This window comes from Halorubrum shenae, from assembly GCF_051194165.1.
Classification (GTDB): Archaea; Halobacteriota; Halobacteria; order Halobacteriales; family Haloferacaceae; genus Halorubrum.
On sequence record NZ_JBLZNI010000009.1, the window covers coordinates 91,118 to 114,912 of the forward strand.

Annotated in this window: 24 protein-coding genes and 1 tRNA gene; 14 read left to right on the top strand and 11 right to left on the bottom strand. The window is 68.5% G+C overall.

Annotation, left to right across the window (positions count from 1 at the left end; genetic code table 11):
- The first annotated feature begins 117 nt into the window (after positions 1-117).
- Together ACNS88_RS11915 and cgi121 are read left to right on the top strand one after the other, a co-directional pair.
- Entirely contained in the window at positions 118-2,583 is a 2,466-nt protein-coding gene (locus ACNS88_RS11915; RefSeq protein ID WP_435097759.1) for an ATP-dependent DNA helicase, read from the top strand.
- Entirely contained in the window at positions 2,580-3,161 is a 582-nt protein-coding gene (gene cgi121, locus ACNS88_RS11920) for a KEOPS complex subunit Cgi121 (RefSeq protein ID WP_435097762.1), read from the top strand. Before ACNS88_RS11915 ends, cgi121 begins: the two co-directional genes overlap by 4 nt.
- 196 nt (positions 3,162-3,357) lie before the next feature.
- On the opposite strand, the gene ACNS88_RS11925 is transcribed toward cgi121, so the two are convergent.
- Positions 3,358-3,430, bottom strand: a tRNA-Gln gene (locus ACNS88_RS11925).
- Between the two features lie 196 nt (positions 3,431-3,626).
- On the opposite strand from ACNS88_RS11925, the gene ACNS88_RS11930 reads away from it, so the two are divergent.
- A complete protein-coding gene (locus ACNS88_RS11930; RefSeq protein ID WP_435097765.1) occupies positions 3,627-4,235 on the top strand; it encodes an IMP cyclohydrolase in 609 nt (202 codons plus the stop codon).
- 28 nt (positions 4,236-4,263) lie between these two features.
- Here ACNS88_RS11930 and ACNS88_RS11935 read toward each other — a convergent pair whose 3' ends face one another.
- The 3 genes from ACNS88_RS11935 to ACNS88_RS11945 all read right to left on the bottom strand — a co-directional run bounded on the left by ACNS88_RS11935 (position 4,264) and on the right by ACNS88_RS11945 (position 5,694).
- Positions 4,264-4,638 carry a helix-turn-helix domain-containing protein gene (locus ACNS88_RS11935; RefSeq protein WP_435097768.1) on the bottom strand — a complete coding sequence of 125 codons (375 nt, stop codon included), beginning with the start codon at positions 4,636-4,638 and terminating at the stop codon, positions 4,264-4,266.
- 75 nt (positions 4,639-4,713) lie between these two features.
- Positions 4,714-4,956 (bottom strand): DUF8001 family protein, encoded by a 243-nt coding sequence (locus tag ACNS88_RS11940; RefSeq protein WP_435097771.1) that lies wholly within the window; start codon positions 4,954-4,956, stop codon positions 4,714-4,716.
- 51 nt (positions 4,957-5,007) lie between these two features.
- The gene (locus ACNS88_RS11945) at positions 5,008-5,694 is read right to left on the bottom strand and encodes a DUF5828 family protein (RefSeq protein ID WP_435097774.1); all 687 of its coding nucleotides are present in this window, start codon (positions 5,692-5,694) and stop codon (positions 5,008-5,010) included.
- A 169-nt stretch (positions 5,695-5,863) separates the two neighbouring features.
- Here ACNS88_RS11945 and ACNS88_RS11950 point away from each other — a divergent pair, with 169 nt between their 5' ends.
- Positions 5,864-6,244, top strand: coding sequence for a cupin domain-containing protein (locus tag ACNS88_RS11950; RefSeq protein ID WP_435097777.1), 381 nt, complete (start codon positions 5,864-5,866; stop codon positions 6,242-6,244).
- Positions 6,245-6,259: 15 nt separating this feature from the next.
- Here the strand turns inward: ACNS88_RS11950 and ACNS88_RS11955 are convergent, their stop codons facing one another.
- On the bottom strand, positions 6,260-6,466 hold the full coding sequence (locus tag ACNS88_RS11955) for a hypothetical protein (protein ID WP_435097780.1): 207 nt from the start codon (positions 6,464-6,466) through the stop codon (positions 6,260-6,262).
- A gap of 168 nt (positions 6,467-6,634) precedes the next feature.
- On the opposite strand from ACNS88_RS11955, the gene upp reads away from it, so the two are divergent.
- The 4 genes from upp to ACNS88_RS11975 all read left to right on the top strand — a co-directional run bounded on the left by upp (position 6,635) and on the right by ACNS88_RS11975 (position 10,001).
- Positions 6,635-7,309 carry a uracil phosphoribosyltransferase gene (upp, locus tag ACNS88_RS11960; protein WP_435097783.1) on the top strand — a complete coding sequence of 225 codons (675 nt, stop codon included), beginning with the start codon at positions 6,635-6,637 and terminating at the stop codon, positions 7,307-7,309.
- 63 nt (positions 7,310-7,372) lie between these two features.
- A complete protein-coding gene (locus ACNS88_RS11965; protein ID WP_435097786.1) occupies positions 7,373-7,591 on the top strand; it encodes a DUF7569 family protein in 219 nt (72 codons plus the stop codon).
- A gap of 90 nt (positions 7,592-7,681) precedes the next feature.
- Entirely contained in the window at positions 7,682-8,965 is a 1,284-nt protein-coding gene (gene thrC, locus ACNS88_RS11970) for a threonine synthase (protein ID WP_435097789.1), read from the top strand.
- Positions 8,966-9,167: 202 nt separating this feature from the next.
- Entirely contained in the window at positions 9,168-10,001 is an 834-nt protein-coding gene (locus ACNS88_RS11975; RefSeq protein WP_435097792.1) for an FkbM family methyltransferase, read from the top strand.
- Between the two features lie 38 nt (positions 10,002-10,039).
- On the opposite strand, the gene serA is transcribed toward ACNS88_RS11975, so the two are convergent.
- Complete coding sequence (gene serA / locus ACNS88_RS11980) at positions 10,040-11,644, bottom strand: phosphoglycerate dehydrogenase (RefSeq protein ID WP_435097795.1); 1,605 nt, start codon at positions 11,642-11,644, stop codon at positions 10,040-10,042.
- 193 nt (positions 11,645-11,837) lie between these two features.
- Here serA and ACNS88_RS11985 point away from each other — a divergent pair, with 193 nt between their 5' ends.
- Both ACNS88_RS11985 and ACNS88_RS11990 read left to right on the top strand, forming a co-directional pair.
- A complete protein-coding gene (locus ACNS88_RS11985; protein ID WP_435097799.1) occupies positions 11,838-13,145 on the top strand; it encodes a hemolysin family protein in 1,308 nt (435 codons plus the stop codon).
- A gap of 72 nt (positions 13,146-13,217) precedes the next feature.
- Positions 13,218-14,048 (top strand): hypothetical protein, encoded by an 831-nt coding sequence (locus ACNS88_RS11990; RefSeq protein ID WP_435097802.1) that lies wholly within the window; start codon positions 13,218-13,220, stop codon positions 14,046-14,048.
- 36 nt (positions 14,049-14,084) lie between these two features.
- Here ACNS88_RS11990 and ACNS88_RS11995 read toward each other — a convergent pair whose 3' ends face one another.
- The 3 genes from ACNS88_RS11995 to ACNS88_RS12005 form a co-directional block, all read right to left on the bottom strand.
- A complete protein-coding gene (locus ACNS88_RS11995; protein WP_435097805.1) occupies positions 14,085-15,383 on the bottom strand; it encodes a HEAT repeat domain-containing protein in 1,299 nt (432 codons plus the stop codon).
- Between the two features lie 85 nt (positions 15,384-15,468).
- Positions 15,469-16,059, bottom strand: coding sequence for an RNA 2',3'-cyclic phosphodiesterase (thpR, locus tag ACNS88_RS12000; protein ID WP_435097808.1), 591 nt, complete (start codon positions 16,057-16,059; stop codon positions 15,469-15,471).
- Between the two features lie 467 nt (positions 16,060-16,526).
- Positions 16,527-18,314: an excinuclease ABC subunit C gene (locus ACNS88_RS12005; RefSeq protein WP_435097811.1), complete on the bottom strand. Its 1,788-nt coding sequence runs from the start codon at positions 18,312-18,314 to the stop codon at positions 16,527-16,529.
- A gap of 176 nt (positions 18,315-18,490) precedes the next feature.
- Between ACNS88_RS12005 and ACNS88_RS12010 the strand changes: the two genes are divergently transcribed.
- The 3 genes from ACNS88_RS12010 to ACNS88_RS12020 all read left to right on the top strand — a co-directional run bounded on the left by ACNS88_RS12010 (position 18,491) and on the right by ACNS88_RS12020 (position 21,786).
- Complete coding sequence (locus tag ACNS88_RS12010) at positions 18,491-20,104, top strand: methyl-accepting chemotaxis protein (RefSeq protein WP_435097814.1); 1,614 nt, start codon at positions 18,491-18,493, stop codon at positions 20,102-20,104.
- Between the two features lie 71 nt (positions 20,105-20,175).
- Positions 20,176-21,585, top strand: coding sequence for a cytochrome P450 (locus tag ACNS88_RS12015; RefSeq protein WP_435097817.1), 1,410 nt, complete (start codon positions 20,176-20,178; stop codon positions 21,583-21,585).
- A 3-nt stretch (positions 21,586-21,588) separates the two neighbouring features.
- A complete protein-coding gene (locus tag ACNS88_RS12020) occupies positions 21,589-21,786 on the top strand; it encodes a hypothetical protein (protein WP_435097820.1) in 198 nt (65 codons plus the stop codon).
- A gap of 411 nt (positions 21,787-22,197) precedes the next feature.
- Here the strand turns inward: ACNS88_RS12020 and ACNS88_RS12025 are convergent, their stop codons facing one another.
- Together ACNS88_RS12025 and ACNS88_RS12030 are read right to left on the bottom strand one after the other, a co-directional pair.
- A complete protein-coding gene (locus ACNS88_RS12025; protein ID WP_435097823.1) occupies positions 22,198-22,746 on the bottom strand; it encodes a 2'-5' RNA ligase family protein in 549 nt (182 codons plus the stop codon).
- 3 nt (positions 22,747-22,749) lie between these two features.
- Positions 22,750-22,953, bottom strand: coding sequence for a DUF7554 family protein (locus ACNS88_RS12030; RefSeq protein ID WP_435097826.1), 204 nt, complete (start codon positions 22,951-22,953; stop codon positions 22,750-22,752).
- Between the two features lie 97 nt (positions 22,954-23,050).
- Between ACNS88_RS12030 and serB the strand changes: the two genes are divergently transcribed.
- Positions 23,051-23,695 (top strand): phosphoserine phosphatase SerB, encoded by a 645-nt coding sequence (gene serB / locus ACNS88_RS12035; RefSeq protein ID WP_435097829.1) that lies wholly within the window; start codon positions 23,051-23,053, stop codon positions 23,693-23,695.
- Positions 23,696-23,795: the final 100 nt, after the last annotated feature.

The following is a 23,795-nucleotide window of genomic DNA, read 5'->3' on the forward strand; positions in this document are numbered from 1 at the left end:
AAAGCCGTGGGCTCTCTCCTTGTTTATTTGTAGGGACGGCCGGCGTCCAGTAGCGACCACAGCCGACCACCGCCCCGTTCCGACGGTTTAAATCGGGTCGGGACCCACCCACCGGTAATGCAACCGAGTTCGCTCTCCGGGCTCCCCGCGGGCGTCGGCGAGGCGCTCGAAGCGGAGGGCGTCGCGGAGCTGTATCCCCCGCAGGAGGCCGCCGTCGAGGCCGGCGTCGTCGACGGCGAGAGCCTCGTCGCGGCGGTCCCCACCGCGTCCGGCAAGACGCTGATCGCCGAGCTGGCCATGCTCTCCGCGATCGAGCGCGGCGGGAAGGCCTTATATATCGTTCCGCTGCGCGCGCTCGCCAGCGAGAAGAAGACCGAGTTCGAGCGCTGGGAGGAGTTCGGCGTCACCGTCGGCGTCTCCACCGGCAACTACGAGTCCGACGGTGAGTGGCTCGCGACCCGCGACGTCATCGTCGCCACCTCGGAGAAGGTCGACTCGCTGATCCGGAACGGCGCCCCGTGGATCGACGACCTCACCTGCGTCGTGAGCGACGAGGTCCACCTCGTCGACGACGCGAACCGCGGTCCCACCCTCGAAGTGACCCTCGCGAAGCTCCGCAAGGTGAACCCCGGGCTCCAGACGGTCGCGCTCTCGGCGACCGTCGGCAACGCGGACGTGATCGCCGAGTGGCTCGACGCCGAACTGGTCGAGTCCGACTGGCGCCCCATCGACCTCCGGATGGGCGTCCACTTCGGCAACGCCGTCGACTTCGCCGACGGGAGCAAGCGGGAAGTCCCCGTCGAGCGCGGCGAGGACCAGACCGCCCGGCTCGTCGCCGACGCGCTCGACACCGAGGAGGACGGCCAAGGTGGCTCCTCGCTCGTCTTCGTCAACTCGCGCCGCAACGCCGAGTCCTCCGCCCGGAAGCTCACCGACGTGACCGGCCCCCGACTCACCGACGAGGAACGCGATCAGCTTCGCGAGCTCGCCGACGAGATCCGGTCCGGCTCCGACACCGACACCGCCGCCGACCTCGCGGACGCGGTCGAGCAGGGGTCGGCGTTCCACCACGCGGGGCTCCGAAGCGAGGACCGCGCCCGCGTCGAGGACGCGTTCCGCGACCGGCTGATCAAGTGCATCTCCGCGACGCCGACGCTCGCCGCCGGGGTCAACACCCCCGCCCGCCGGGTGATCGTCCGCGACTGGCGCCGCTACGACGGGGATTTCGGCGGGATGAAACCCCTCGACGTGCTCGAGGTCCACCAGATGTGCGGGCGCGCCGGGCGGCCCGGCCTCGACCCGTACGGCGAGGCGGTGTTGCTCGCGAACAACGCGGACACCAAAGAGGAGCTGTTCGAGCGATACCTCTGGGCCGACCCCGAGCCGGTCCGATCGAAGCTCGCCGCCGAGCCCGCGCTCCGGACTCACGTCCTCGCCACCGTCGCCTCCGGGTTCGCCTCCACGCGCGACGGGCTCCTCTCCTTCCTCGACAACACCCTCTACGCGACCCAGACCGACGACGAGGGGCGGCTCGCCGCGGTCACCGACACCGTCCTCGACTACCTCGCCGTCAACGACTTCATCGAACGCGACCGCGACCGCGGGAGCGAGAGCCTGACCGCGACCGGCATCGGCCACACCGTCTCGCGGCTCTACCTCGACCCGATGAGCGCCGCGGAGATGATCGACGGGCTCCGGTCGGTCGCTCGGGACGGCGCAGGTGCGACAGCGGGCGACGACGCCGGCGCCGGTGAGTTCGTCAGAGCCAGTGACGCAGACGGCGCGAGCGACGGCGACGAGCCGGGATTCGGGACCTACACCCGGGCTGGCGGAGACGAGCCGTCTGAGAAGCCCGAGAATGCGGACGACGCGCGGACCGAGCCGCCCGAGGTCACCCCGCTCGGCCTCTACCACCTCGTCAGCCGGACCCCCGACATGTACGAGCTCTACCTGAAGTCGGGGGACCGCGAGACGTACACTGAGATCTGCTACGAGCGCGAGACGGAGTTCCTCGGCGACGTGCCCTCCGAGTACGAGGACGTGCGCTTCGAGGACTGGCTCGCGTCGCTGAAGACGGCTCGCCTCCTCGAAGACTGGGCGAACGAGGTCGACGAGGACCGGATCACGGAGCGATACGGGGTGGGTCCCGGCGATATCCGCGGGAAGGTCGACACCGCCGAGTGGCTGCTGCGCGCGGCCGAAACCCTCGCGCGGGACGTGGAGGGAGTCGACGGCAACGTCGTCGTCGCGATCCGCGAGGCGAGAAAGCGGATCGAGTACGGCGTCCGCGAGGAACTGCTCGATCTGGCCGGCGTCCGCAACGTCGGCCGGAAGCGCGCCCGGCGGCTGTTCGAGGCCGGCATCGAGACGCGCGCAGACCTCCGCGAGGCCGACAAGCCGGTCGTGCTCGGCGCGCTCCGCGGCCGCGAGCGCACCGCCGAGCGCATCCTCGAACACGCCGGGCGCGAGGACCCGTCGATGGACAATGTCCGGCCGGACAAGTCGGCCTCCGCGGCCGCGACCGCCGGCTCCGCGAGCGACGAGGACGGCGAGGGACAGGCGAGCCTGGGTGATTTCGAATGAGCGATGATCCCCCGGCGACCCCGACGACCCCGCCCCACCGACTCGTCGCGGGGAGCGCCGCCATCGACGACCTCGACGCGTTCCTCTCGTCGCTCGACGACATCGCCGCCGAGACGGGCGCGGTCGTGCAGGCCTTCGACGCGAACTTGATCGTCTCGGCCGCGCACCTGCGCGAGGCCACCCGCCTCGCCGCCCGCGCGATCGCCCGCGGCGAGGCCGTCGCCCGCGATCCGGGCGTCGAGATCATGCTGTACGCGGCCGGCAGCCGCCAGATCGACCGCGCGTTCGCCCTCGGTGTCGAAGAGGGGGAACAGCGAACGGTCGTCCTCGTCGCGGACTTCGGGGCGGTCCCGAGTGCGGACCGGCTCGACGCCGATCTCGACGCGGCCGCCGCGTCGGTGGGAGACCTGCTCGCGCCACCGGTGGGGTCCGCCGACGCCGAAGCGTTCGAACCCGTGTTCGACGCGGAGCGCGTCCGGGAGTTCTACGAGATCGGTGACCGCGAGATCGCGGCGACCGCCGGCGACCTCGCCGATATCGTCCGCGAGCGCGTCGCGCTGCTCGACGTCGAGAAGTAGGGATCTGAACCCCTTTGCTTCGATTGGAAAACGCAGTACGTGGCGGGGTTTTCGTTCCAGTCGAAACGCGAACTGGGAGTGGATAGCGGGGGGATCGCGTTGCAGACTTCGTCGAGAGCGAGACGCGAATTCGACGGCAGGCAGATTGAGGACCCGGTGGGAGTCGGTCGGCACAGACCGCAGCGAACCGCGAGAATAGTCCATCCTGGATTCGAACCAGGGTCGAAGCCCCCAGAAGGCTTCAGGATTGGCCACTACCCCAATGGACTGTGCGCACTCACAGATAGCCAATGGGTCTTTGTAAGCGTTGCGCGTCGCCGGCCCTCTGTCACGCGTTCACAGGCGATCGGAGACGGAGCAGCAGATGAGGGCGCGATGGGGCCAGCGTGGCGGTTTCACGCGAAACCGATCGCCGAACGTGTGTATATCGATGCGCTTTAGCCGGTCGAATAGCCACGAACCTGTATGTACGTCGGACGATTCGTCGTCATCGCGCCCGGCATCGGCGCCTACCGCGTCTCCTCGCGCTCGTTCCCGAACCGCCGCGTAACGGACCGAGAGGGAACGCTCACGGTCGGGCCGACCCCGGACGCGCCCGAGACGGACAACCCGTACGTCTCGTACAACTGCGCTCGCGGGGTCTACACGCCCGCCGACGAGCCGCTGGCCGTCGTCGGCAACGGCTCGCACGTCGACCCGATCGCAGAGAAGCTCGAACTCGGGTACCCCGCCCGCGACGCGCTGGCGACGCCCCTGCTCGCGCTTGACTTCGAGAAGGACGACTACGACACCCCGCGGATCGCCGGCGTCGTCGGCGCTGAGACCGCGACGATCGGCGTCGTCCGTCGCGACGGGCTCCTCGTCGAGGCGGTCAACGAGCCAACCATCGTCGCCACCTACGAGACGGACAGCCCCGAGCCGTACGCCCTCGCGGCCGCGGACGCCGAGACGCCTGACGCCGCGGCGGCCGCGACGGAGGTCCTCGACGCCGACTTCGAACACCCGGTGTGCGCCGCGGGCGCGACCGTCGACGACGACGGCGTGACGCTGGCGTTCGACAACGACGCGGAGTAGCGGGCGGCTCGAACGGGTCCGCGGGCCGCTACTCGTCGTCGGGGTCGAACCCGTCGATCGCAGCGTGGACGCCCTCGACCCACTCGTCTAAGGCGCCGTGGAGTCGCTCCTTCGCCTCCGGAATCGAGATCGCGGTGTACTGGTAGACGTACCCGCCCGAGTCGAGCAGGCGGCGGCGGCGCTCGACGAGCCCCTTCTCCCGCAGCGTCGAGAGCGACCGGTTCACGTTCGACCGGTCCCGGTCGAGGGTCTCGGCCAGTTCGGCGACAGTGCTCCCCGGGTGATCGAGCAGGGTCAGGTACGTGCGGCTCTCGTGGTCCCGAACCCCGAACACGCAGGAGAGCACGTGCTCGAAGGAGGGAGACACGTCGCCGACGAGGTCCTCGATCTCGGGGTCGCTCATGGGCGTCGTTCGGCGGCGCTCGGGTTAAAAGTCGCTATCTGCGGTCTGCGAAATCAATGGTGCGGTCGCCGACACTCAGTCGTCGACCGCAGCGTATCCCATCCGGCGGATACACCCGCGCATCCCCGATTCGTCGCTGTGGCGGTGGAGGTTCGTGGGCGTATCGCAGTGATAGGTCTCCCCGTCGTACCGGAGCACGACCTCGTGATCGCCGCCGGCGACTTCGACGTCGACGAGGATCCGGTGCCCGTCGTTGAGTGCGTCGATTATCTCGTCGACCGACAGCTCGCCGACAGCCACCCGGAGTACCTCGGCCATTGGCGTTCGTTCGGGGCTCGGCGAACTAAAACCGTGCGTGTCCCGGTGACCTCACGTCATCGTCGAGTCCGGGCCTCCCTCCTCCTTCGGGGGCTCGACGCCCTCGGCGGCGGCCACGTCTTCGGTCCGTTTCTCGGCCTCGACGTGCCAGCGGTCGATCTCGGACTCGTACTCGGCGAGGATGTCGCTCACCTCTTCTTTCAGCTCGTCGTCGTTGACGTTCACCTCGAAGACGAACGTTTCGCCGTCCTCGCCGCGGCCGACCTCCTGGACGTTGGCGCTGACGAGCTCGTTGTCGAAGTAGTACGGCGCCATCTGGGTCATCACCTTCCGGTAGACGGTGTCTTCCACCTTGCGGAGCGCCTTGCGGCTCGCCGAGTCGGCGGCGCGGGCGACGTGACCGATAGACTCGCCCCAGCTCTCCACCGCGCTCTCGGTGTCGTTCTCCTCGACCTGTTCGTAGGACTCGGTGAGCTTCTCGCCGGCCGTCTGAAGGTCGTCGCCGGGCGACTTTCCGGCCTGTTCGCCCTCGCCCTCGGCGACAGACGCCTGTTCTGCGGTTTTTTCCGACACGTCCTCGTCGATGCGCTCGTGAGACTTCGGCCGCCAGTCGTCGAACTCGTAGAACGGGTCGCCGCCGGCGTCCGTTTCCCGGAGCGCCAGAGCGATCCGCTCGCCGTGCTCGACCACGTCGACCCAGTCCCCGCGCACCTTGAACCCGGAGATACTCTCTTCCATCGCTTGGCGCCCATAAGAAACGAACGCGTATAAGTTTCCCCGACTGGGCGTGAGCCGCTACACCTCATACGTGAGCCGCCGACCGAGCGCGTCGAGGTGTGCTCCGCCGTCGACTGGTCCCTGCCCGCGCCCCAACGAGCTTTTTAGTTCCTCTGTGAAACGAGTTCACATGGGATATCGCGTCGTCGACACGGAGTCGGTCGAACCGGAGCCCGACCGCCCCAGCGAGTGCCGGAAGCTGGCCGACCCCGGCGGGCTCGAATCGGTGGCGGTCAACCGGTTCCATGCGAAGCCGGGCGAACAGCTCCCGCTAACGTATCACTATCACGAAACTCAGGAGGAGGCGTTCTACGTCCTCGACGGGACTCTCGCGGTTGAGACGCCAGCGGAGACCTACGAGGTGCCCGCAGACGGCCTGTTCGTCGTTGACCCGGAGAGCCCACAGCGGGCGTACAACCCCGCCGACGCCGACGGCCCGGTGACCGTGCTCGCGATCGGGGCGCCACCGATCGACGGCGACGCGATCGCGTACGAGCCGGCCGACGAGTGAACGCGCAAAACCGGATCAGGCGGAGTTGCCGTCGCCGGGGATCTCGGCCTGCGCCTCGTCCGCGTCGTCACCCTCATCGAGCTCCGGCTGATCGTCGTCGTCGGGAGTCGGAGTGTGGACGCCGTCACCGAGCGCGCCCCAGACGAGGTACAGCATCGCGACGGTCATGAGGAGGGTCACGACCGTCGCAGCGATCCCCACCGCGGACACGTACTGGAACATGGTGCGCGGTCCGCGGGCCCGACGTATCAACGTATCGGCTTCCACCGATCGCTCGGGATCGAGGGTATTCGAGCCCGCGCCGCCCAAAATTGAACGGCGCCGACGAGCGATCCGACGAACTGGTGATTTTCGCCATCTTTTAAGCCGAACGCGGCGGTGTACCCGACAATGACGATCGAAGACCGCGACGACGCGCACCTCATCACGCACGCGCTGGCGAAGGACACCCTCTCGCGGCTCCGCGACGTCGAGACCGAGCAGGTCGCCTTCCGGAAGGGGCTCGTGAAACTCGGTCGGATCTGCGGCTACGAGATCATCGACGGCGCGATGGAGACCGAGTACGTTCCGGTCGAGACGCCCTTAGAGGAGACGACCGGCGAGCGCGTGAAGGGGCTCGACGACGTGGTCATCATCAACGTGCTTCGAGCGGCCACCCCGTTCGTCGAGGGGCTTCTCAAGGCGTTCCCGCGCGCGAAACAGGGCGTCATCTCCGCCGGCCGCGACGAGGAGGCCGGGATGACCGACGGCGAGTTCCCGATCACCATCGACTACGTGAAACTGCCCGAGATTCGGCCTGAAGACACCGTGATCGTCGCGGACCCGATGCTCGCCACCGGCTCGACGATGTGTGCGGTGCTCGGTCACGTCCTCGACGAGGCCGACGACTTCGAGGACCTGTTCGTCCTCTCGGCGGTCTCCGCGCCCGACGGACTCGTACGCGTGAGCGAGTCGGTTCCAGAGGCCGACCTGCTCACGGTCGCCATCGACGACCGCCTCGACGACGACGGATTCATTCTCCCCGGACTCGGCGACGCCGGCGACCGCGCGTTCCGGACCGTCTGAGGCCGCGACCGCCGAGACCGCCCGCCGACGTACTTTTAAGAGCCGCCCGCGCGACCGATAGGTATGAGCGACGCGCCGACGACCGAGCCCTGCGACGGCTGCGGCGAGCCGACGACGGACGCGCTCGCGCGCACCGTCCGGCTGAGCGTCGACCGGGCGAACATCGACACCCAGCGGCTCTGTCCCGACTGCTTCGCCGACTGGATCCAGCGCTATCAGGACCGGCTCGGCTCCGGCCCCGACGACGGCGACAGCGGTAGCTCCGAGATCATCGTCGACTGACCGGTCGGAAGCGGTCCACGCGTCGCATCCGCACGGCAACGTCCGTCCCGACCGCCCGTCTTAAGCCGCGGCGGCACGCAGGATGTCGTAATGGACCTCGCCATCGACGCCCCGACCCCGGCGGCGCCCGACTGCGCCGACGACGGGACGTGGCTCGCCTGCATCGAGTGCGACGAGACGTTCGCCCCCTTCGAGGACGTCCGATACACCTGCGACGAGTGCGACGGCCTGCTTGAAGTGCGGTACGACGATCCGCCGACGTTCGACGAGTTCGGCGCGGGCGCTCCCTCCGAAGGCCCTGATCGGGGCGTCTGGCGCTACCGCGAAGCGCTCCCCTTCGATCTGGGCGTGACGCTCCCCGAGGGCGGCACCCCGCTCCACCGCGTCCCCCGGATCGAGGAGGCTGTCGGCGTCGAGACGCTCCGGGTCAAACACGAGGGGATGAACCCCACCGGCTCGTTCAAGGACCGCGGGATGACGGTCGGCGTCCGCGTCGCGAAGGAGCTCGGCGTCGGCGCGCTCGCCTGTGCGTCCACCGGGAACACCTCGGCCGCGCTCGCGGCCTACGGCGGGCGCGGCGACATGCAGACGCTCGTCCTCCTCCCCGCGGGGAAAGTCGCCGCGGGGAAGGTCGCGCAGGCGAGCCTCCACGGCGCCCGCATCCTGGAGGTCGACGGCAACTTCGACGCCTGCCTCGACATCGTCCAGGAGCTGGCCGCCCGCGGCGAGGCGTACCTGCTCAACTCCCTGAACCCGTTCCGCTTGGAAGGCCAGAAAACGATCGGCTTCGAGATCTTAGAGGAGTTCTACGCCGACTACGGGACCTTCCCGGACCGGATCGTCCTCCCCGTGGGCAACGCCGGCAACACCTCGGCACTTTATAAGGGGTTCCGCGAGCTGGTCCAGTCGGGCGCGCTCGACGTCGACGAGGTCCCCAAGCTGACCGGGGTGCAGGCGGAGGGCGCCGCGCCGATGGTCGAGGCGATCGAGGAGGGGAACGACGAGATCCGGCGGTGGGAGGAGGTCGAGACGCGCGCGACCGCGATCCGCATCGGCAACCCGGTCAACGCGCCGAAGGCGATTCCCGGGATCCGCAACACCAACGGGACCGCGGTCGCCGTCAGCGACAACGAGATCACCGCCGCACAGCGCCACCTCGCCGCCGAGGGCGTCGGCGTCGAGCCCGCCTCCGCGGCGAGCCTCGCCGGCCTGAAGAAGCTCCGTCGCTCCGGCGTCGTCGACAACGACGAGCGGGTCGTCTGTCTGACGACCGGCCACCTCTTAAAAGACCCCGAGGCCGCCTACGAGGCCGGTGGGGAGCCCGAGCCCGTCCCGAACGACGTGGACGCGGTACTCGACCACCTGCACGGCTGAGCGGGCCTGCACGACTGATCGAGTTGGGAAATGTCGCGATCTGCCGCGTGGTCCCGGTGGAATCGTATCCATCAGTCATCGATCGTGTTACCAGCAGTATGGTAACGAGAGACACACAGTGATCGCATTACGAGTGGGTCACACTGGAAAGCAGGTGTTAGCAGGTATATACTAATACGATTAGCACCGGTCCGACCCAGGTATGGGATTCGTGACCTCACGCGTGTATCGCTGGGGACGGCACTTCGTCAAAGCGCTCGGTCTAAAGCCAGTAATACTGCCACTCTATCGGTGGTGGGTTCGCCTCCGATACCGATTGGCTGGCGAGACATACGAGGTCGAAATTGGAAACGCCAGCGCACGGTTTTACATCCCGACAAGGAACGAATGGACGGATTTTCGGACAATCAAAGAACAACCGATCCTTGACCATCTCGTGTCGAACCTGCGTCGCGATGATGTCTTCTACGACGTGGGTGCCAATCTCGGACTGTACTCGTGCCTGGTAGCGGACGTGGTGACCCAGCCCGTTATCGCGTTCGAACCGCATCCCAGCAACGCCGACCGGCTCGAAGAGAACGCCGACCTCAACGGAGCTGACATCTCGGTCTTCCGGCGTGCGCTTGCCGACTCGACGGGAGAAGCGGAGCTCAAGATCACGTTGGACAAAGTCGGATCAGCCGGCCACACGCTTGTGTCCGACTGGAACCCGGACCTCGATTCGATCACGGTTTCGAAAATCCGCGGTGACGAACTCATCACCCAGGAAGACCTACCCCATCCGACCGTTCTCAAGATCGATGTCGAAGGTGCCGAGCGGGCAGTACTCGACGGACTGGAAGCAGCGCTGTCTCACCCTGACTGCCGATTAGTGTACTGTGAGACACACGCGGAACGACTCGAAACACAAGGGAGCTCAGTAGCGGACGTCCGTGCCACTCTCGAATCACGCGGGTTCTCCATCACGGAGTATCCCGTCCGAGCGGGCAAAGGGGAACTGATGCTCGTCGGTACGAAATCGAGCAACACAGAATGAGTCGAACCGGAATCTTCTGAAAGCGAACGTGCCGACAGCTACTCCGCCTTCCGCTCGTCGGCGTCGTCCAGCGTGATCTCGGTGACCTCGACGATCCGGTCGTCGTCGAGCAGCGTCTCGATCACGGCGTCGGGCACGTCCTGATCGAGGTTGTAGACGGTGAGCGCCTCCCCGCCCTGCGTCTCGCGGCCGTTGAACATCCCGGCGATGTTCACGTCGTGGTCGCCGAGAACGGTGCCGATGAGCCCGATGACGCCCGGCTCGTCGGTGTTGCGCGCGACCAGCATGTTGCCGTACGGGACCGCGTCCACGCGGAAGCCGTCGATCCGGACGATACGCGGGTCCTCGCCCGCGAACAGGGTGCCCTCGACTGCGATGGAGTCCTCGCCGTTATGGACGGTGACGCGAACCAGACTCTGGAAGTCCTCGGTCTGGCGCGTCTTCGATTCGGTCACGTCGATGCCACGCTCCTCGGCGAGCCGAGGCGCGTTCACCGAGTTCACCTGCCACTCCAGCGGCTCGAAGACGCCCTTCAGCGCGCTCGCGGTGACGAGGTCCACGTCCTCCTCGGCGATGTCGCCCTCGTACGTCGCCTCGACCTCGGTGATTCGACCGTCGAGCAGCTGCGCGGCGACCTTCCCGGCCGTCTCCGCCACGGCAAGGTACGGCTTGATCCGGGGGAACACCGTCTCGTCGACCGATGGCGCGTTGAGCGCCGTCAGGACGGGCTCGTCGTTGAACGCCGAGAGCACGGCCTCCGCGGTGTCGACCGCGACGTTCTCCTGTGCCGCCTCGGTCGAGGCGCCGAGGTGGGGCGTTACGACGATCTCCTCGACGTCGAGCAGCGGCGAGTCCTGCGAGAGCGGCTCCTCGGCGAAGGAGTCGAGGGCAGCGCCCGCGAGGACGCCGTCGTCGACGGCCTCGGCGAGCGCGTCCTCGTCGACGATGCCGCCGCGAGCGCAGTTGATGAGGTAGCCGCCCTCGAGCTGCGCCAGTTCGTCCTCGCCGATCATCCCTTCGGTCTCGGGGAGGAGCGGCGTGTGGATCGTCGCGAAGTCGCCGCGCGCGAGCGCCTCGTGGAGGTCCTCGACGAGTTCGGCGCCGAGCCGGTCGGCGCGCTCCTCGGAGATGTACGGGTCGTAGACGACCAGATCCATCCCGAGCGAGTCGAGCCGTTTGGCGACCTGCTGGCCGACGCGGCCGAGGCCGACGATGGTGAGCGTCTTGTTGTTCACTTCGGTGCCGAGGAACTCGCCTTTGGCCCACTCACCTCCGGTGAGTCGACCGTGCGCCTGCGGGATCGAGCGCGCGACGGCGAACGTCATCGCGACCGTGTGCTCGGCGGCGGCCCGGACGTTCCCGTCGGGGGCGTTGGCGACGATGACGCCGTGGTTGGTGGCGGCCTCGATGTCGATGTTGTCGACGCCAATTCCAGCGCGCCCGACGATGACGAGCTCGGAAGCGGTCTCGAAGACTGCCTCGTTCACATCCGTCCCGGAGCGAACGATCAGCGCGTTGACGTCGCGTACGGCGTCGAGCAGCGCGTCGCCCTCGACCTCGTAGTCCGTTACGACCTCGTGGCCGGCGTCTCGGAGTCGGTCCAACCCCGCATCTGCGATGGGGTCGGTCACGAGTACCTTCATGAGCGTTTTCACCAGCGGCGCGAGGTTAACCCTTTCCTCATCGCTCCGTTTTGCCGACCGAGATGATCCGCGATCGCGGGCATCGAACCCCTTGGTTTCGGGTGGAACCCACTCGTTCGTGGGGGTGTCGATCGATACATTCGGTGCCGAACCGCGCCGGTACTGCCTTTGATATCCGGGCGCACATGCCCACATGGACATCACGATCGCGATCGCCGGCGTAGCCGCCATCCTCGTGTTGACGGGGATCAGCGCCTTCTTCTCCAGCTCTGAGCTCGCCGTCTTCTCGGTCCCGATCCACCGGGTCGACTCGCTGCTCGCCGCCGACGTCCCCGGTGCGCGGGCGCTCGCGGCGCTCCGTGAGGATTCGCACCGTTTCCTCGTCACCGCCTTGGTGAGCAACAACGTCGCCAACATCGCGGCCGCGTCGGTTGCCACCGCGGTGTTCGTCCGGTTCGGCTTCTCCGGAGGCGAAGCAGCCACGGGCTCGACGCTGGTCACCTCGGTCTTCGTCATCGTCTTCGGCGAGATCGCGCCGAAGTCCTACGCGGTCGCGAACGCCGAGAAACACGCGCTCCGCGTCTCGCGCCCAGTGGTCGCGATCCAGCGTGTCATCCGTCCCGTGCTGTACGTCTTCGAGGCGCTCTCCGGGATCGTCAACCGCGTGACCGGCGGCGAGTCCGACATCGAGTCGTACCTCACGCGCGAGGAGATCGGGATGCTCGTGCTCTCCGGGCAGGCCGCGGGCGCGATCGACCCCGAAGAGGGGGCGATGATCCGCGGGATCCTTGACCTAGAATCGATCCGCGTGTCGGCGCTGATGGTCCCTCGCACCGATATGATCGCGCTGCCCGATACCGCCACGCCCGCGGAGGCGGCTTCAATCGCCGCCGCGGAGGGCGTCACGCGGATGCCGGTGTACGGCGAGAACCGCGACGACGTGGTCGGGATCGTCGACCTGCGCGACGCGGTCGCCGCCGACGAGCGCGGGGAGTCCCTCGCGAGCGCGCTTCGGGAGCCGACGTTCGTCCCGGAGACGCAGCCGATCGACGAGCTGTTCGCGGCGATGCGGGGAAGCGACCTCCGGATGGCCGTCGTCGTCGACGAGTTCGGCTCGGTGGCCGGGATCGTGACCGTAGAGGACGTGGTCGAGGAGGTCGTCGGTGAACTCGTGGGTCGGTGGGAGACCGACCACGTCGACGTGGTGGCGCCCGACACCGCGGTCGTCCGCGGGTGGACCACCGTCGCGCACCTCAACGAGACGCTCGGGCTGAATCTCCCGATCGACGAGAGCACCGAGACCGTCGCGGGGCTGGTGACCCGACAGCTCGGGCGGGTTCCGGTCGATGGCGACCGGGTCGCGATCGGCGACGTGACGCTCGCGGTCACGGGTGCGACCGCGACCCGAGTGACCCGTGTGCGGGTCGAGCATCCGGGTATCGGGCCCGAAACCGGCGATGACGGGGAGATCGGAACTGGAGACGACGGCGAGTGGTCCTGACTCGACCGCCGAGTTCTCATAGCACAACATACATATTCGTCCGACGGAATCGGATCGTATACGTTCTCATTCATGATGACTCGATGGGAGTGCGACCGATGCGGGTTCATCGTGTGGGCGCCGGACCGAGCGTCGATACGCGAGGTCACCGGCTCGCACCTGCTGGCACACCACTCCGAGGCCGTCAGCCGCTCGGACTTCCGGACGACGTGGGACTGTCCGTACTGCGCGACGGCGAAGACGGCTTACGACACCGACGACGCGGTCGAGGAGTTCAAGACGCACCTCCACGAGCACGTCGCCGATCGGATCGAGGAGGGCGTCCACGTCGCCGACCGCGTCTCGTGGGACGGGACGGTCCAGGTCGCCGCGCCCGTCGACAGCCCGGACGCGGACGCGCTCCGCACCCACTTCCACGCCGCCGGCGACCTGGTGATCGCGGTCACGGCGAACCCGGAGCGCACCGTTCGGCTGCTCCACGAGGAGTTGGAGGCGTGGCCGCGCCGAACCGTCGTCGTCAGCACGGAGGCGTACCCGTTCGAGAAGGCCCCTGATCTCGACTTCTCCGAGATCCCCATCGAGGTCGTCGAACTCGACCCCCGGCTCGGGCCGGACGAACTCGGCGAGACGGTGTCGCGGATCATCGACGTCAACCGGGTCGACGGCGACGCGATATCGCTGGAAGTGAGCGTGTTCCACGACATCGTGCGCTCGTTCGACCTCCGGACCGCCTGCGACTTCGTCCGGATGCTCTCGGCCCGGCTCGACGACGAGGACGGGGTCCTCCAGCTGTACGTCGACGCCGACGCGGACCCCAACGTCTCGACGGTGCTGAACTTCCTCGACGACGAGATCGACCTGAAGGTCGGGGCGGAAGACGGACGGTTCGTCCGGCAGGGCTGAGAGCGGGGATTCCGGTGGTTCCCGTCGACGTGCCGCCTACTCCGCGTGCTCTTCCGTGTAGTCAGCCGGGCGTCGCACGTAGACGTACTCGATCGACCGGTCTGCGGCTGATGCCGCGGTCTGCCCCTTGAGCCGCCGGAGGACGGTCCGCGCGCGCTCTCTCGCGTCCGGGTCGGTTCCATCGTCGGCCGCGAGCGCGCGGAGATCCTGTTCGAGTGTCGGCGTGTCGAGCCGCGGCAGGTACGCGGCCGCGATGTCGGCGACGTACTGATCGTCGTGCGCGAGCGCGTCGAGCAGCCACGGCACGGCGTCGTCGGCCGGTGCCTCCTCGTCGCTCGCGACGAGCTCGCAGCACAGCCACATCGCGTGTCGCTCAGCAGCGGGAGTGACGCGGTCCAAGCGGTCGTCTGAGGCGACCTCGCAGAGCAGCCGTGCGACCGCGCCGTCGTCGGTGGACCGGAAGGGGTAGTCGGTCAACAACCGCTCGCGGACATCTCGCCCCGGCACCGCGTCGCCGTCCGCGACGAGTCGCGCCAGCGACGACGCCGCGGCGTACCGCACGGCTGCGGAGGGGTCCCCCAGCGCGTCGAGCAGGATCTCTGCCGACTCGGGACGGTCCAGTTCGTGAAGCCGCTCGACAACGGTCTTGCGGAGGCGGTCGCCGCCGTCGGCGGCCGCGGTCGCCAGCAGGTCCGTCGCCGCGGGCGTGCCGATCGACACCAACGCGTCGACGGCGGCGCGCCGGACGAGCGCGTTCGGCGCGCGCAACAGCGGTCGGACCGGGGCGATCGCCTCGGCGCCGACGGTCGCGTACGAGCGCACCGCCCGGGCCCGGACGCGGGCGTCGTCGTCGTCAAACGCCTCGCGGAGTCGGCTCGTTGCCTCTGGGGAGTTCGCCGTGTCTCGGGAGCCGGTCGCGGTCGAGGCGCCCCGCATCTCCGACGCACCCACCGCCCCCAGCCCGGTCGCGCCGACCATCCGGTACGCGGCGTGACCGCTCGTCAACCATCGGGCGAACACGGTTTCGGGGTCGTCGCCGCCGTCGCGGCGCCGGACTACGGCCGTGACTCGCGAGACGAGTTCCTCGACGTATCGGTCGCCGTGGAAGTACAGCGCGTCGATCGCCTCCGCGCGGACCCTCGCGTCTTCGTCGGTGAGGACGACGCGCAGCAGCCGGTCGGCGATCCGGCGCTCGCTGCCCCCCATCGAACTCGACGGCGTCCCGAGTGCCTCGACGCCCTCGAGCCGGGTCGCCGCGTCGTTGCGCTCGTCGAGCAGGGCGAACGCCTGTGGGCGCTCGGTACCCGCCCGATCCGATCGCGAATCGTCATCCATCTGTCACGGAGTCTGTCACTCTCGGGATTAAACGTGCCCCTGCGAGTATCACCGATGAGAACGTCGGCGACGGGTGTGTCGATCGTTAAAGCCCGAACGACGCGACGGTCTCGTACTCCGGGCCGTCGCTCGTCAGCGTCGACGAGACGAGTCGGACGGTGTCGGCTTCGAACCGGCCGATTTCGGGGTCGCAATCGCGGACGGCTTCTTGAACGACCTCCTTCCCGCGGGCGTCGTTCATCCGGGCGAGCGTGACGTGCGGCGTGAAGTCGTGGTCCTCGGGGTCGACGCCGAGGGCGGTCGTCCCGGTCTCGAGGGCCTCGTGGAGCGCGGTCAGTTCCGCGCTTCCCGCGTCGACGCCGGCCCAGACGATGGAGACGTAGTCGAGGCTCGGGAAGACGCCGAATCCCGCGACGGCGCACTCGAAGGGGTCGACGTCGGCGGTCTCGACTGCCTGTTCGCCGGCCGCGATCACGTCGTCGAGCGCGGGCGTGGTGTCGTCAGTGTCGGTATCGTCGTCGCCGCTATCGCCGATTTCGCCCACGAACTTCAGCGTGATGTGCGTTTGTTCGGGATCGACGAATCGCAGACCGTCGGCGTCCTCGAACGCGGCCTGTGCCTCCGCGATGCGGGGCGCGAGGTCGTCCGGGAGGTCGACGGCGAAAAACGCGCGCATGACGTGTGGGAAGTTGGACGAGACTGCTTATAAATCGTTGAGGGCGCGGGGAACGATCTCGCGGTGAAGACCTCCAAAGCCCCAGCCGCGACGACTCGCGCGGCTCGGTGCGCTCCTCGTCACTCGCTCTGCTCGTTCCTGCGGTGCTTCCGTCGCCGTGCTTCGTCCTCCCGGGAGACGGGGTCTCCCGTCTTTCCGCTCGCTTCGCTCGCGGAAATCGCGACTGCCCCTTTGAGTCCCACCCGACCGCACCGCAACCGCCGGAAGACGGTCCTGCTCGCTCACTCCGTTCGCTGCGCGGGCTGCGACTTCCGTGCCCCCGCTCGCTCCCTGCGGTCGCTCGCGGGACCGCGCCTCACGCCCCCCCAGCCTCGCGGCTCCCTCCGCTTCACTCCGGTCGCCGCGTCCCTCGCGCGTGCTGTCTCGCGCCCTTCGGGCGCTCGCAGGCACGCGCCACCGCAATTCACTTATAAGCGTTCGCAGAGCGTGTCGGCGGTCGCGTCGCCGACGCCGTCGACGTCGGTGAGGTCGTCGCGGGAGGCGTCGCGCACGCTCTCGACGGACCCGAACCGGCGCAGGAGCCGGCGGCGGGTCTGAGGGCCGACGCCGGGCACGTCGTCGAGGACCGTCTTGACCTCGTCGCGGACGGTCTGATGGTAGGAGACGGCGAAGCGATGCGCCTCGTCGCGAACGCGCTGGAGCAGGTGGAGTTCGGGGGCGTCGTCCGGCCATTTTTGGGTGCCGGTCGGGGTCACCACCAGCTCCTCGGCCTTCGCGAGCGCGACGACGGGGGCGTCCCAGCCGGTCTCCGCGAGCGCGTCGCGGGCGGCTCCGAGCTGTCCCTTCCCCCCGTCGATCAGGAGGAGATCGGGGTCGGGCCGGTCGTCCTCGCCGGCGACCGCGCGCTCGGCGCGCCACCGGACCAACTCGCGCATGTTCGCGTAGTCGTCGTTGCGGTCGGTGAGCTTCTTCCGGCGGTAGTCGGCGGTCTCCGCGCTCCCGTCGACGAAGCACACGTCGGAGCCGACCACGGCGGTCCCCTGCGCGTGGCTCACGTCGAACCCCTCGATCCGGGCCGGGCGGTCGACGCCGAGCCGCTCGCCGAGCGCGCCGACCGGGTCGTCGCGACCGCCGCGCTTGCGCGCGTTTTTTAAGGCGAGTTCGACGAGCTTCGCCTCTCGGCCCGCGCCGGGAACGCGGACCGACACCCCCTCCGCCTCCAGCCAGTCGATCACGTCCGGATCCGAGGGGCGCTCGGCGAGGAGGACCGCGTCCGGGAACTCCCGCTCGGCGTAGTACTGCGTGAGGAACGCGGAGAGGACCGCGGCGGGGGTGTTGGCGTCGGGGGTGGCGTCGTCGCCTGTCCCACGGTCCTCCGCCTCGCCGTCGTCACCCACCGCCGCCGCGTCCAGCCGGTGTCGACTGCGGTCGACCAGTTGGCCGCGCTCGCTGTGGAGCCGGGCGACGCGGGCGGTGTCGCCCTCGACGGCGGCCGCGAGCACGTCGACGGTGCGGTCGTCGCCGTGGTCGCTCACGGCCTCGCCGCCCTCGCCGTGGAACGCCTCGACCGCTTCGAGCCGGTCCCGGAGGTTCGCGGCGCGCTCGAACTCCGCGCTCTCGGCGGCGGCCTCCATCCGCCGCCGGAGGGGGTCGGCGAGGACCCCCGTCTCGCCCTCGAAGAACCGGCGGGCGGCTGCCACGTCCTCGGCGTAGCTCGCGGGGTCGATCTCGCCGGTGCAGGGCGCCGAGCAGATCCCCATCTCGTAGTCGAGGCAGGGGCGATCGCGGTTCGCGTACTTGTGGTCGGAGCAGCCGCGAAGGAGGTACTCGTCGCGGATCGCCTTCACCACCGTGTCCACGCGTCGCTTGTTCGTGAACGGGCCGTACGCGACCGCGCCCTCCTCCGGGTCGCGAGTCACCTCGATCCGCGGGACGGGGTGGTCCGTGATCGCGACCAGCGGGTACGACTTGTCGTCTTTCAGCCGGACGTTGTACCGCGGCCGGAGCCGCTTTATCAGGTTCGCCTCCAGCAGCAGCGCCTGCGTCTCCGTGTCAGTGACCGCGAACTCGATCCGGTCGGCGCGCTCGACCATCCCCCGAATGCGCCCCGAGCGGGGGTCGGCGTAGGACCTGACGCGGTCGCGGAGGTCGACCGCCTTGCCGACGTACAGCGTCGTCTCCCCCGCCCGGAACTGGTACACGCCGGGCTCGGTCGGGAGGTCCGCGGCCCGCTCGCGCACGGCGTCAGCGTCCATCGGATCGCCGTAGCCGCCGAACGCGTTTGAACGCTGCGGGCAGGGGGAGTCACAAACCGGATCGGCAACGGTCGGGATCCGTATCGGCGCCCTTGTCGTCGGTTCGCTTCTGGTTATCAAACTCGAATAGCGGGGGAAACCGTTTATCCGGGTGGTTGGGAGAGGGACACGTAGAAATGACAGGACTTCGAGGGCTGCTCCGACGTGCGTTCGGTCGAGACCGGGACTCGCGGTCGCTCCCGGACGGCGGCGTCGTCGTGGACGACTCGGGCGGCGGAGAGCCATCGGGCGGTGCGACCGGAGTTGACACGGGCGAAGAGGACGGGTACACCATTACGGAGGAAGACGGGGCCGACCGTGCCGGGACGCTCGCCGCCGCCGGCTTCGAGCAGGTGTTCAACTCCACCGGCGTCCCGATGTTCATCCTCGACAGCGAGGGACGCATCGCCGAATGGAACGAGTCCATCGCGTCGCTCACCGGGAACGACCGCGAGGATGCTATCGGTCACGAGCACGTTTCGGAGCTGTTCTATCCCGACGGGCGGCGCGCCGACACGCTCGCCGACAAGGTGCTCGACGCGCCGGAGGCCGCCGATGAGGTGTACGACGTCGAGCGCTGTGATTCGGCGCAGACCCGCTATCGCGACACCAGCACGATGGTGGACCGTCACGGCGGCGAAAAGCACATCGAGTTCACGGCGACGCCGCTGTACGAGGGCGACGAACTCGTCGGCGTCACCGAGGTCGTCATCGACCGGACGGAGAACGTCAACCAGCGTGACGCGACCGAAGCGCTGGTCGCCGAGGTCCGAGAGACGGCAGCGGCGATCGGTGAGGGGAACCTCGAAGCGCGCGCGGTCCGTCGCGAGGAGTGCGAGATCCTCGATGAGGAGCTGTTGAGCGTCATCGACGTCGTCAACCGGACGGCAGAGAATCTCCAGAGCCTCTCCGAAGGCGTCCACGAGCAGGCCCGCGATATCGACCGAACGGTCCAGAAAGCCAGCGATGCGGCCGCGGATATCGCCGAGAACGTCGACGAGCAGAACGAACTCCTCGAAGAGAGCGTCTCCGAGATGCAGTCCTTCTCGGCCGGCATGGAGGAGGTCGCCGCGACGGCCGATCAGGTCGACTCCGCCGCGGTCGCCGCCAGCGAGGCCGCGGACGAAGGGCTCGACGCCAGCGAGGACGCCCGCGAAGCGACCGAAGACGTGGTGGACATCGGCGACGAGCTGGTCGAGAGCGTCGGCGCGCTCTCGGAGCGGATGGACGACATCGAGGAGGTCATCGAGGTCATCTCCGACGTGGCCGAGCAAACGAACCTGCTCGCGCTCAACGCAAACATCGAGGCCGCCCGTGCCGGCGAGGAAGGCGACGGCTTCGCGGTCGTCGCCGAGGAGGTCAAAAAGCTCGCCGACGAGACCCGCGGCTACACCGAGGATATCACGGAGAGCCTCGCGGAGCTGCAGGCGCAGTCCGACGAGACGAGCACCGCGGTCGAGCGCTCACACGAACGCATCGCAGACGCGGGTACGGAGATCGAGACGGTACTGGACTCCTTGGCGGAGATCGCCGAGGCCGTCGACGAGGCCGCCGCCGGCGTCGCCGAGGTCGCCCGAACCACAGACGATCAGGCCGCGACCGTCGAGGAGCTCACCTCGTCGCTGGAGGCGGTTCGAGAGCGGTCCGACCGTACCGAGGAGGCGACCGACCGCATCGTTGACGCCACCGACGACCAAGAGGTCGCCGTCGACGAGCTGATCACCCGCGTCGAGCGGCTCGACGCCCGGTAGGCTTCACCGAGCACGGGCTCTCTTTCCCCCTCGCGCCGAACGTTTAACCCCGACGAGACCCTGTTTCTCGTATGTCCGCCACGCCGCCCGGACCCATCGGCGACCCCGTTTTCGGCAACGGTCGCCAGTTCGCCGACGACCCGTTCTCGTTCATGCACGCCTGCGCCGACAGCTACGGCGACGTCGTTCGCTTCGACCTCGGGCCGCGCGAGACCTTCCTCCTGACGAACCCCGCAGACGTCGAACGCGTCCTCGTTTCCGACGCCGAGCGGTATCGCAAGCCGGACTTCGGCGACGACGCCATAGACACCCTGCTCGGTGACGGCCTCCTCATGAGCGATGGAGAGACGTGGCAGCGCCAGCGGAAGCTGGCGAACCCGTCCTTCCACAACCAGCGGATCGGGGCGCTCGACGGGACGATGGTCGATCACACCGAGTCGCAGCTCGCAGACTGGCACGACGGCGAGGTCGTCGACATCCAGCTGGAGGTCGCCCGCCTCACCGTCAAGATCATCGTCTCGGCGATGTTCGGCGCCGACATCACCGACGAGGAGGTGAAGACGGTCCAGGAGAAGCTGGAGCCGCTCGGCGCCCGGTTCGAGCCGGACCCGCGCCGCTTCCTGATCCCGAACTGGGTGCCGACCCGCGAGAACCGCGAGTTCGACGCCGCGATCGACACCCTCGAGTCCGTGATCGACGGGATCGTCGAACGGCGGCAGGGGACCGAGCGCGACCCGGGCGTCGACCCCGCCGGCCCCGAGGGCGTCGCAGTGCGCGGTCCCGTCGGGGACGGCCCGGACGGGGACGGGAAGGGGCACCTCCCGATGGACCTGCTCTCGGTCCTGCTGCGCGCCCGCGACCGCGGCGAGCAGACCGACGAGAACCTCCGCGACGAGCTGGTGACGATGCTCCTCGCGGGCCACGACACCACCGCGCTCGCGCTGACGTACACGTTCTACCTACTCTCGAACCACCCCGAGGCGCGGGCGGCGGTAGAGCAGGAGGCCGAGGCCGCAGTCGCGGACGGCTCCCCAACCGCCGCCGACGTGCGCGAGATGCGGTTCACCGAGCGCGTCCTCAACGAGTCGATGCGACTGTATCCGCCCGTCTACACCCTCTTCCGCGAGCCGAAGATCGACGTGAAACTGGGTGGGTACCGGATCCCCGAGGGCTCCGCGCTCATGCTCTCGCAGTGGGTGGTCCACCGCTCGTCGCGGTGGTACGATGACCCGAACGCGTTCGACCCGGACCGGTGGAAGCCGAAGCGCCGGAGCCAGCGCCCGCGGTTCGCCTACTTCCCGTTCGGCGGGGGGCCGCGCCACTGCATCGGCAAGGCGTTCTCGCTGTTGGAGGCCAAGCTGATCCTCGCCGAGGTCTGCTCGCAGTACGACTTGGAGTACGAGGGCCCCGATCTCTCGCTGCGCGGCTCGCTGACGATGCATCCCAACCACCCGGTGCCGATGCGCATCCACGAGCGCTGAGGGATGGCAAGCGAGACGGGCTCGTACTGCCGGCGCTGCGGCGAACGCCTCTCTCGGGGCGCCATCGCGAGCCAGCAGCGCGCCTGCTGTCTCAACGCGACCCTGATCGCGGGGGTCTGCCCGACGCACGGCCCAGTTGGACCGTACCACGCGGTCGACGAGCCGAGGGAGAGCGACGGCAGCGGTCTCGATGGAACGTGATCGGTGCCACGTCAAGCTTATAAACGAACTGCGGTGGCGCGCGCCCGTGAGCGGGCCATCGGCCCGCGAGCGGCGCCGCGCGAGGGAGTCGCGAACGCAGTGAGCGACGAGGCTGGGGAGGCGTGAGGTGCTGTGCGGTTACGGGCGGGTGGGACTCAAAGGGGCAGTCGCGAGGACGGCGCAGGCGTTCACGAGAGCGGAGCTCTCGTGAGCCAATCAGAACGCTTCGCGTTCTGATGACGACGCAAGCACTGGAGGGAGCGAGCAACGCGAGCGACTGAAGCGCGCAGCGAGCGTGCGCCGTCCTCGCGACTGGGGCTTTGGAAGTGTCTATCGACGCTCCGCTGTCGACGACCTATAAACGACCAGCAGGGATGCAGACGAATCTCCCGCCGATCCGCTGCCAACCATTTATAAATCAATCGACGCGGCGACCTCACGATATTCGGGGTCGTACAGGTCGAGCGCGTGGACCCGCCACCGGATCGGGTCGAACTCCGCACTCACGAGGTCGGCGACGACGCCCGGCTCGGGGTCCCCACCACGCGCTAAGGTAACGTGAGGCGTGTACCCGTCGCCCTCGATCCCCTCGACCGCGCCGTAGGCGGCACAGAGCCGGCGGTGAACGCGAACCAGCGCGTCGCTCTCGACGACCAGATACAGCACCGGTCTCGACCCCGACGCGGGCGCGTCGAAGACGTCGACCCCCGTCACGGCGACCGAGAACGGGTCGGTCCCCGCGAGCAGCGGTCGGAGATCCTCGCACAGGGCACCGAACGCGTCGGGCTTGGGAGGGCTCGGGTCGCCGCTGCTGACGCGGTCCGGGACGTCCTCGACGCCGAACCGCTTGCAGACGAGGGTGTGTCGGTCGCGCACCCGGTCGAACCCCGAGAGTTTCGAGTGGAGATCGACCGCGAAGTCGCGTATCGAAGGCGCGAGCGGGACGTTCAGGCTGAACACGCCTCAGATCCTGTCGGTGAGCCGTAAGGCGATCAAGGCGACGATCGCGACGACGATCAGCGTCGGGAGGGCGTCCAACAGCGCGAACGTGAGATCGAGTACCGCGCCGGCGATCTCCAAGAGAAGCCATACGATAGCGAGCCCCAAGATCACCTTCAGGAGATCGTCGACGTCGAGGTCGGCGTGGTCCGTGTCTGTTCGGTCCATACGGTGTCGACGACCGCAACGGGCAAAAAGGCCGATGAGACTGACGGGTCGATGCGCGATCAGGTGCTTAAAAACCCCTCCGCGCTGAACAAATCCCATGAGCCTCATCGCGTTCGACTTCGACGGCACGCTGTCCGACTCCGAGATGACGGTCCTGCTCGCGGAGCGCGCGGGCGTCGCCGACGAGGTGGCCGAGATCACGGAGCGGGCGATGAACGACGAACTCAGCTACGCCGAGAGCCTCTACCAGCGCGCAGAGCTGCTCGGCGGGCTCGACGAGGACGACGTCGCTGCCGCGTTCGACGAGGTGGCGCTCCGACCGGGGGCGGGCGAACTGATCGAGCGCCTGCAGGCCGAGGGCCACCACGTCGCCGTGCTCACGGGCGGGTTCGAGCGCGGGGTCGAGCGGGCGCTCGCGAAGGAAGGCGTCGAGGCCGACACGATCGTCGCCAATCGCCTGCCGATGGCCGGCAGGACGCTCACCGGCGACGCCGAGGGCCCGCTCATCGAGGGGACGAAGGACGACGCGATGGAAGAACTCGCCGACGACCTCGGGATCCCGATGGCCGAGACGGTCGCGATCGGCGACGGCGCGAACGACCTCCCGATGCTGGAGGTCGCGGGGCTCGCGGTCGGCTTCGTCCCCAAGGACGCGGTCCGCCCCGTCTGCGACGCCGTCGTCGCCTCGATGTTCCGGCTCGGGAAGGTGCTGGAGGGGTACGACGTGCTCCCGGAAGAGTAACTGCAACAGCCTGACACGACACCGCTGACGACCGGGTGCAGCCACGCTGTTTGGCTGGACGTTTAATAAGGGGCGGAGCGAACAATAGTACATGATCGGC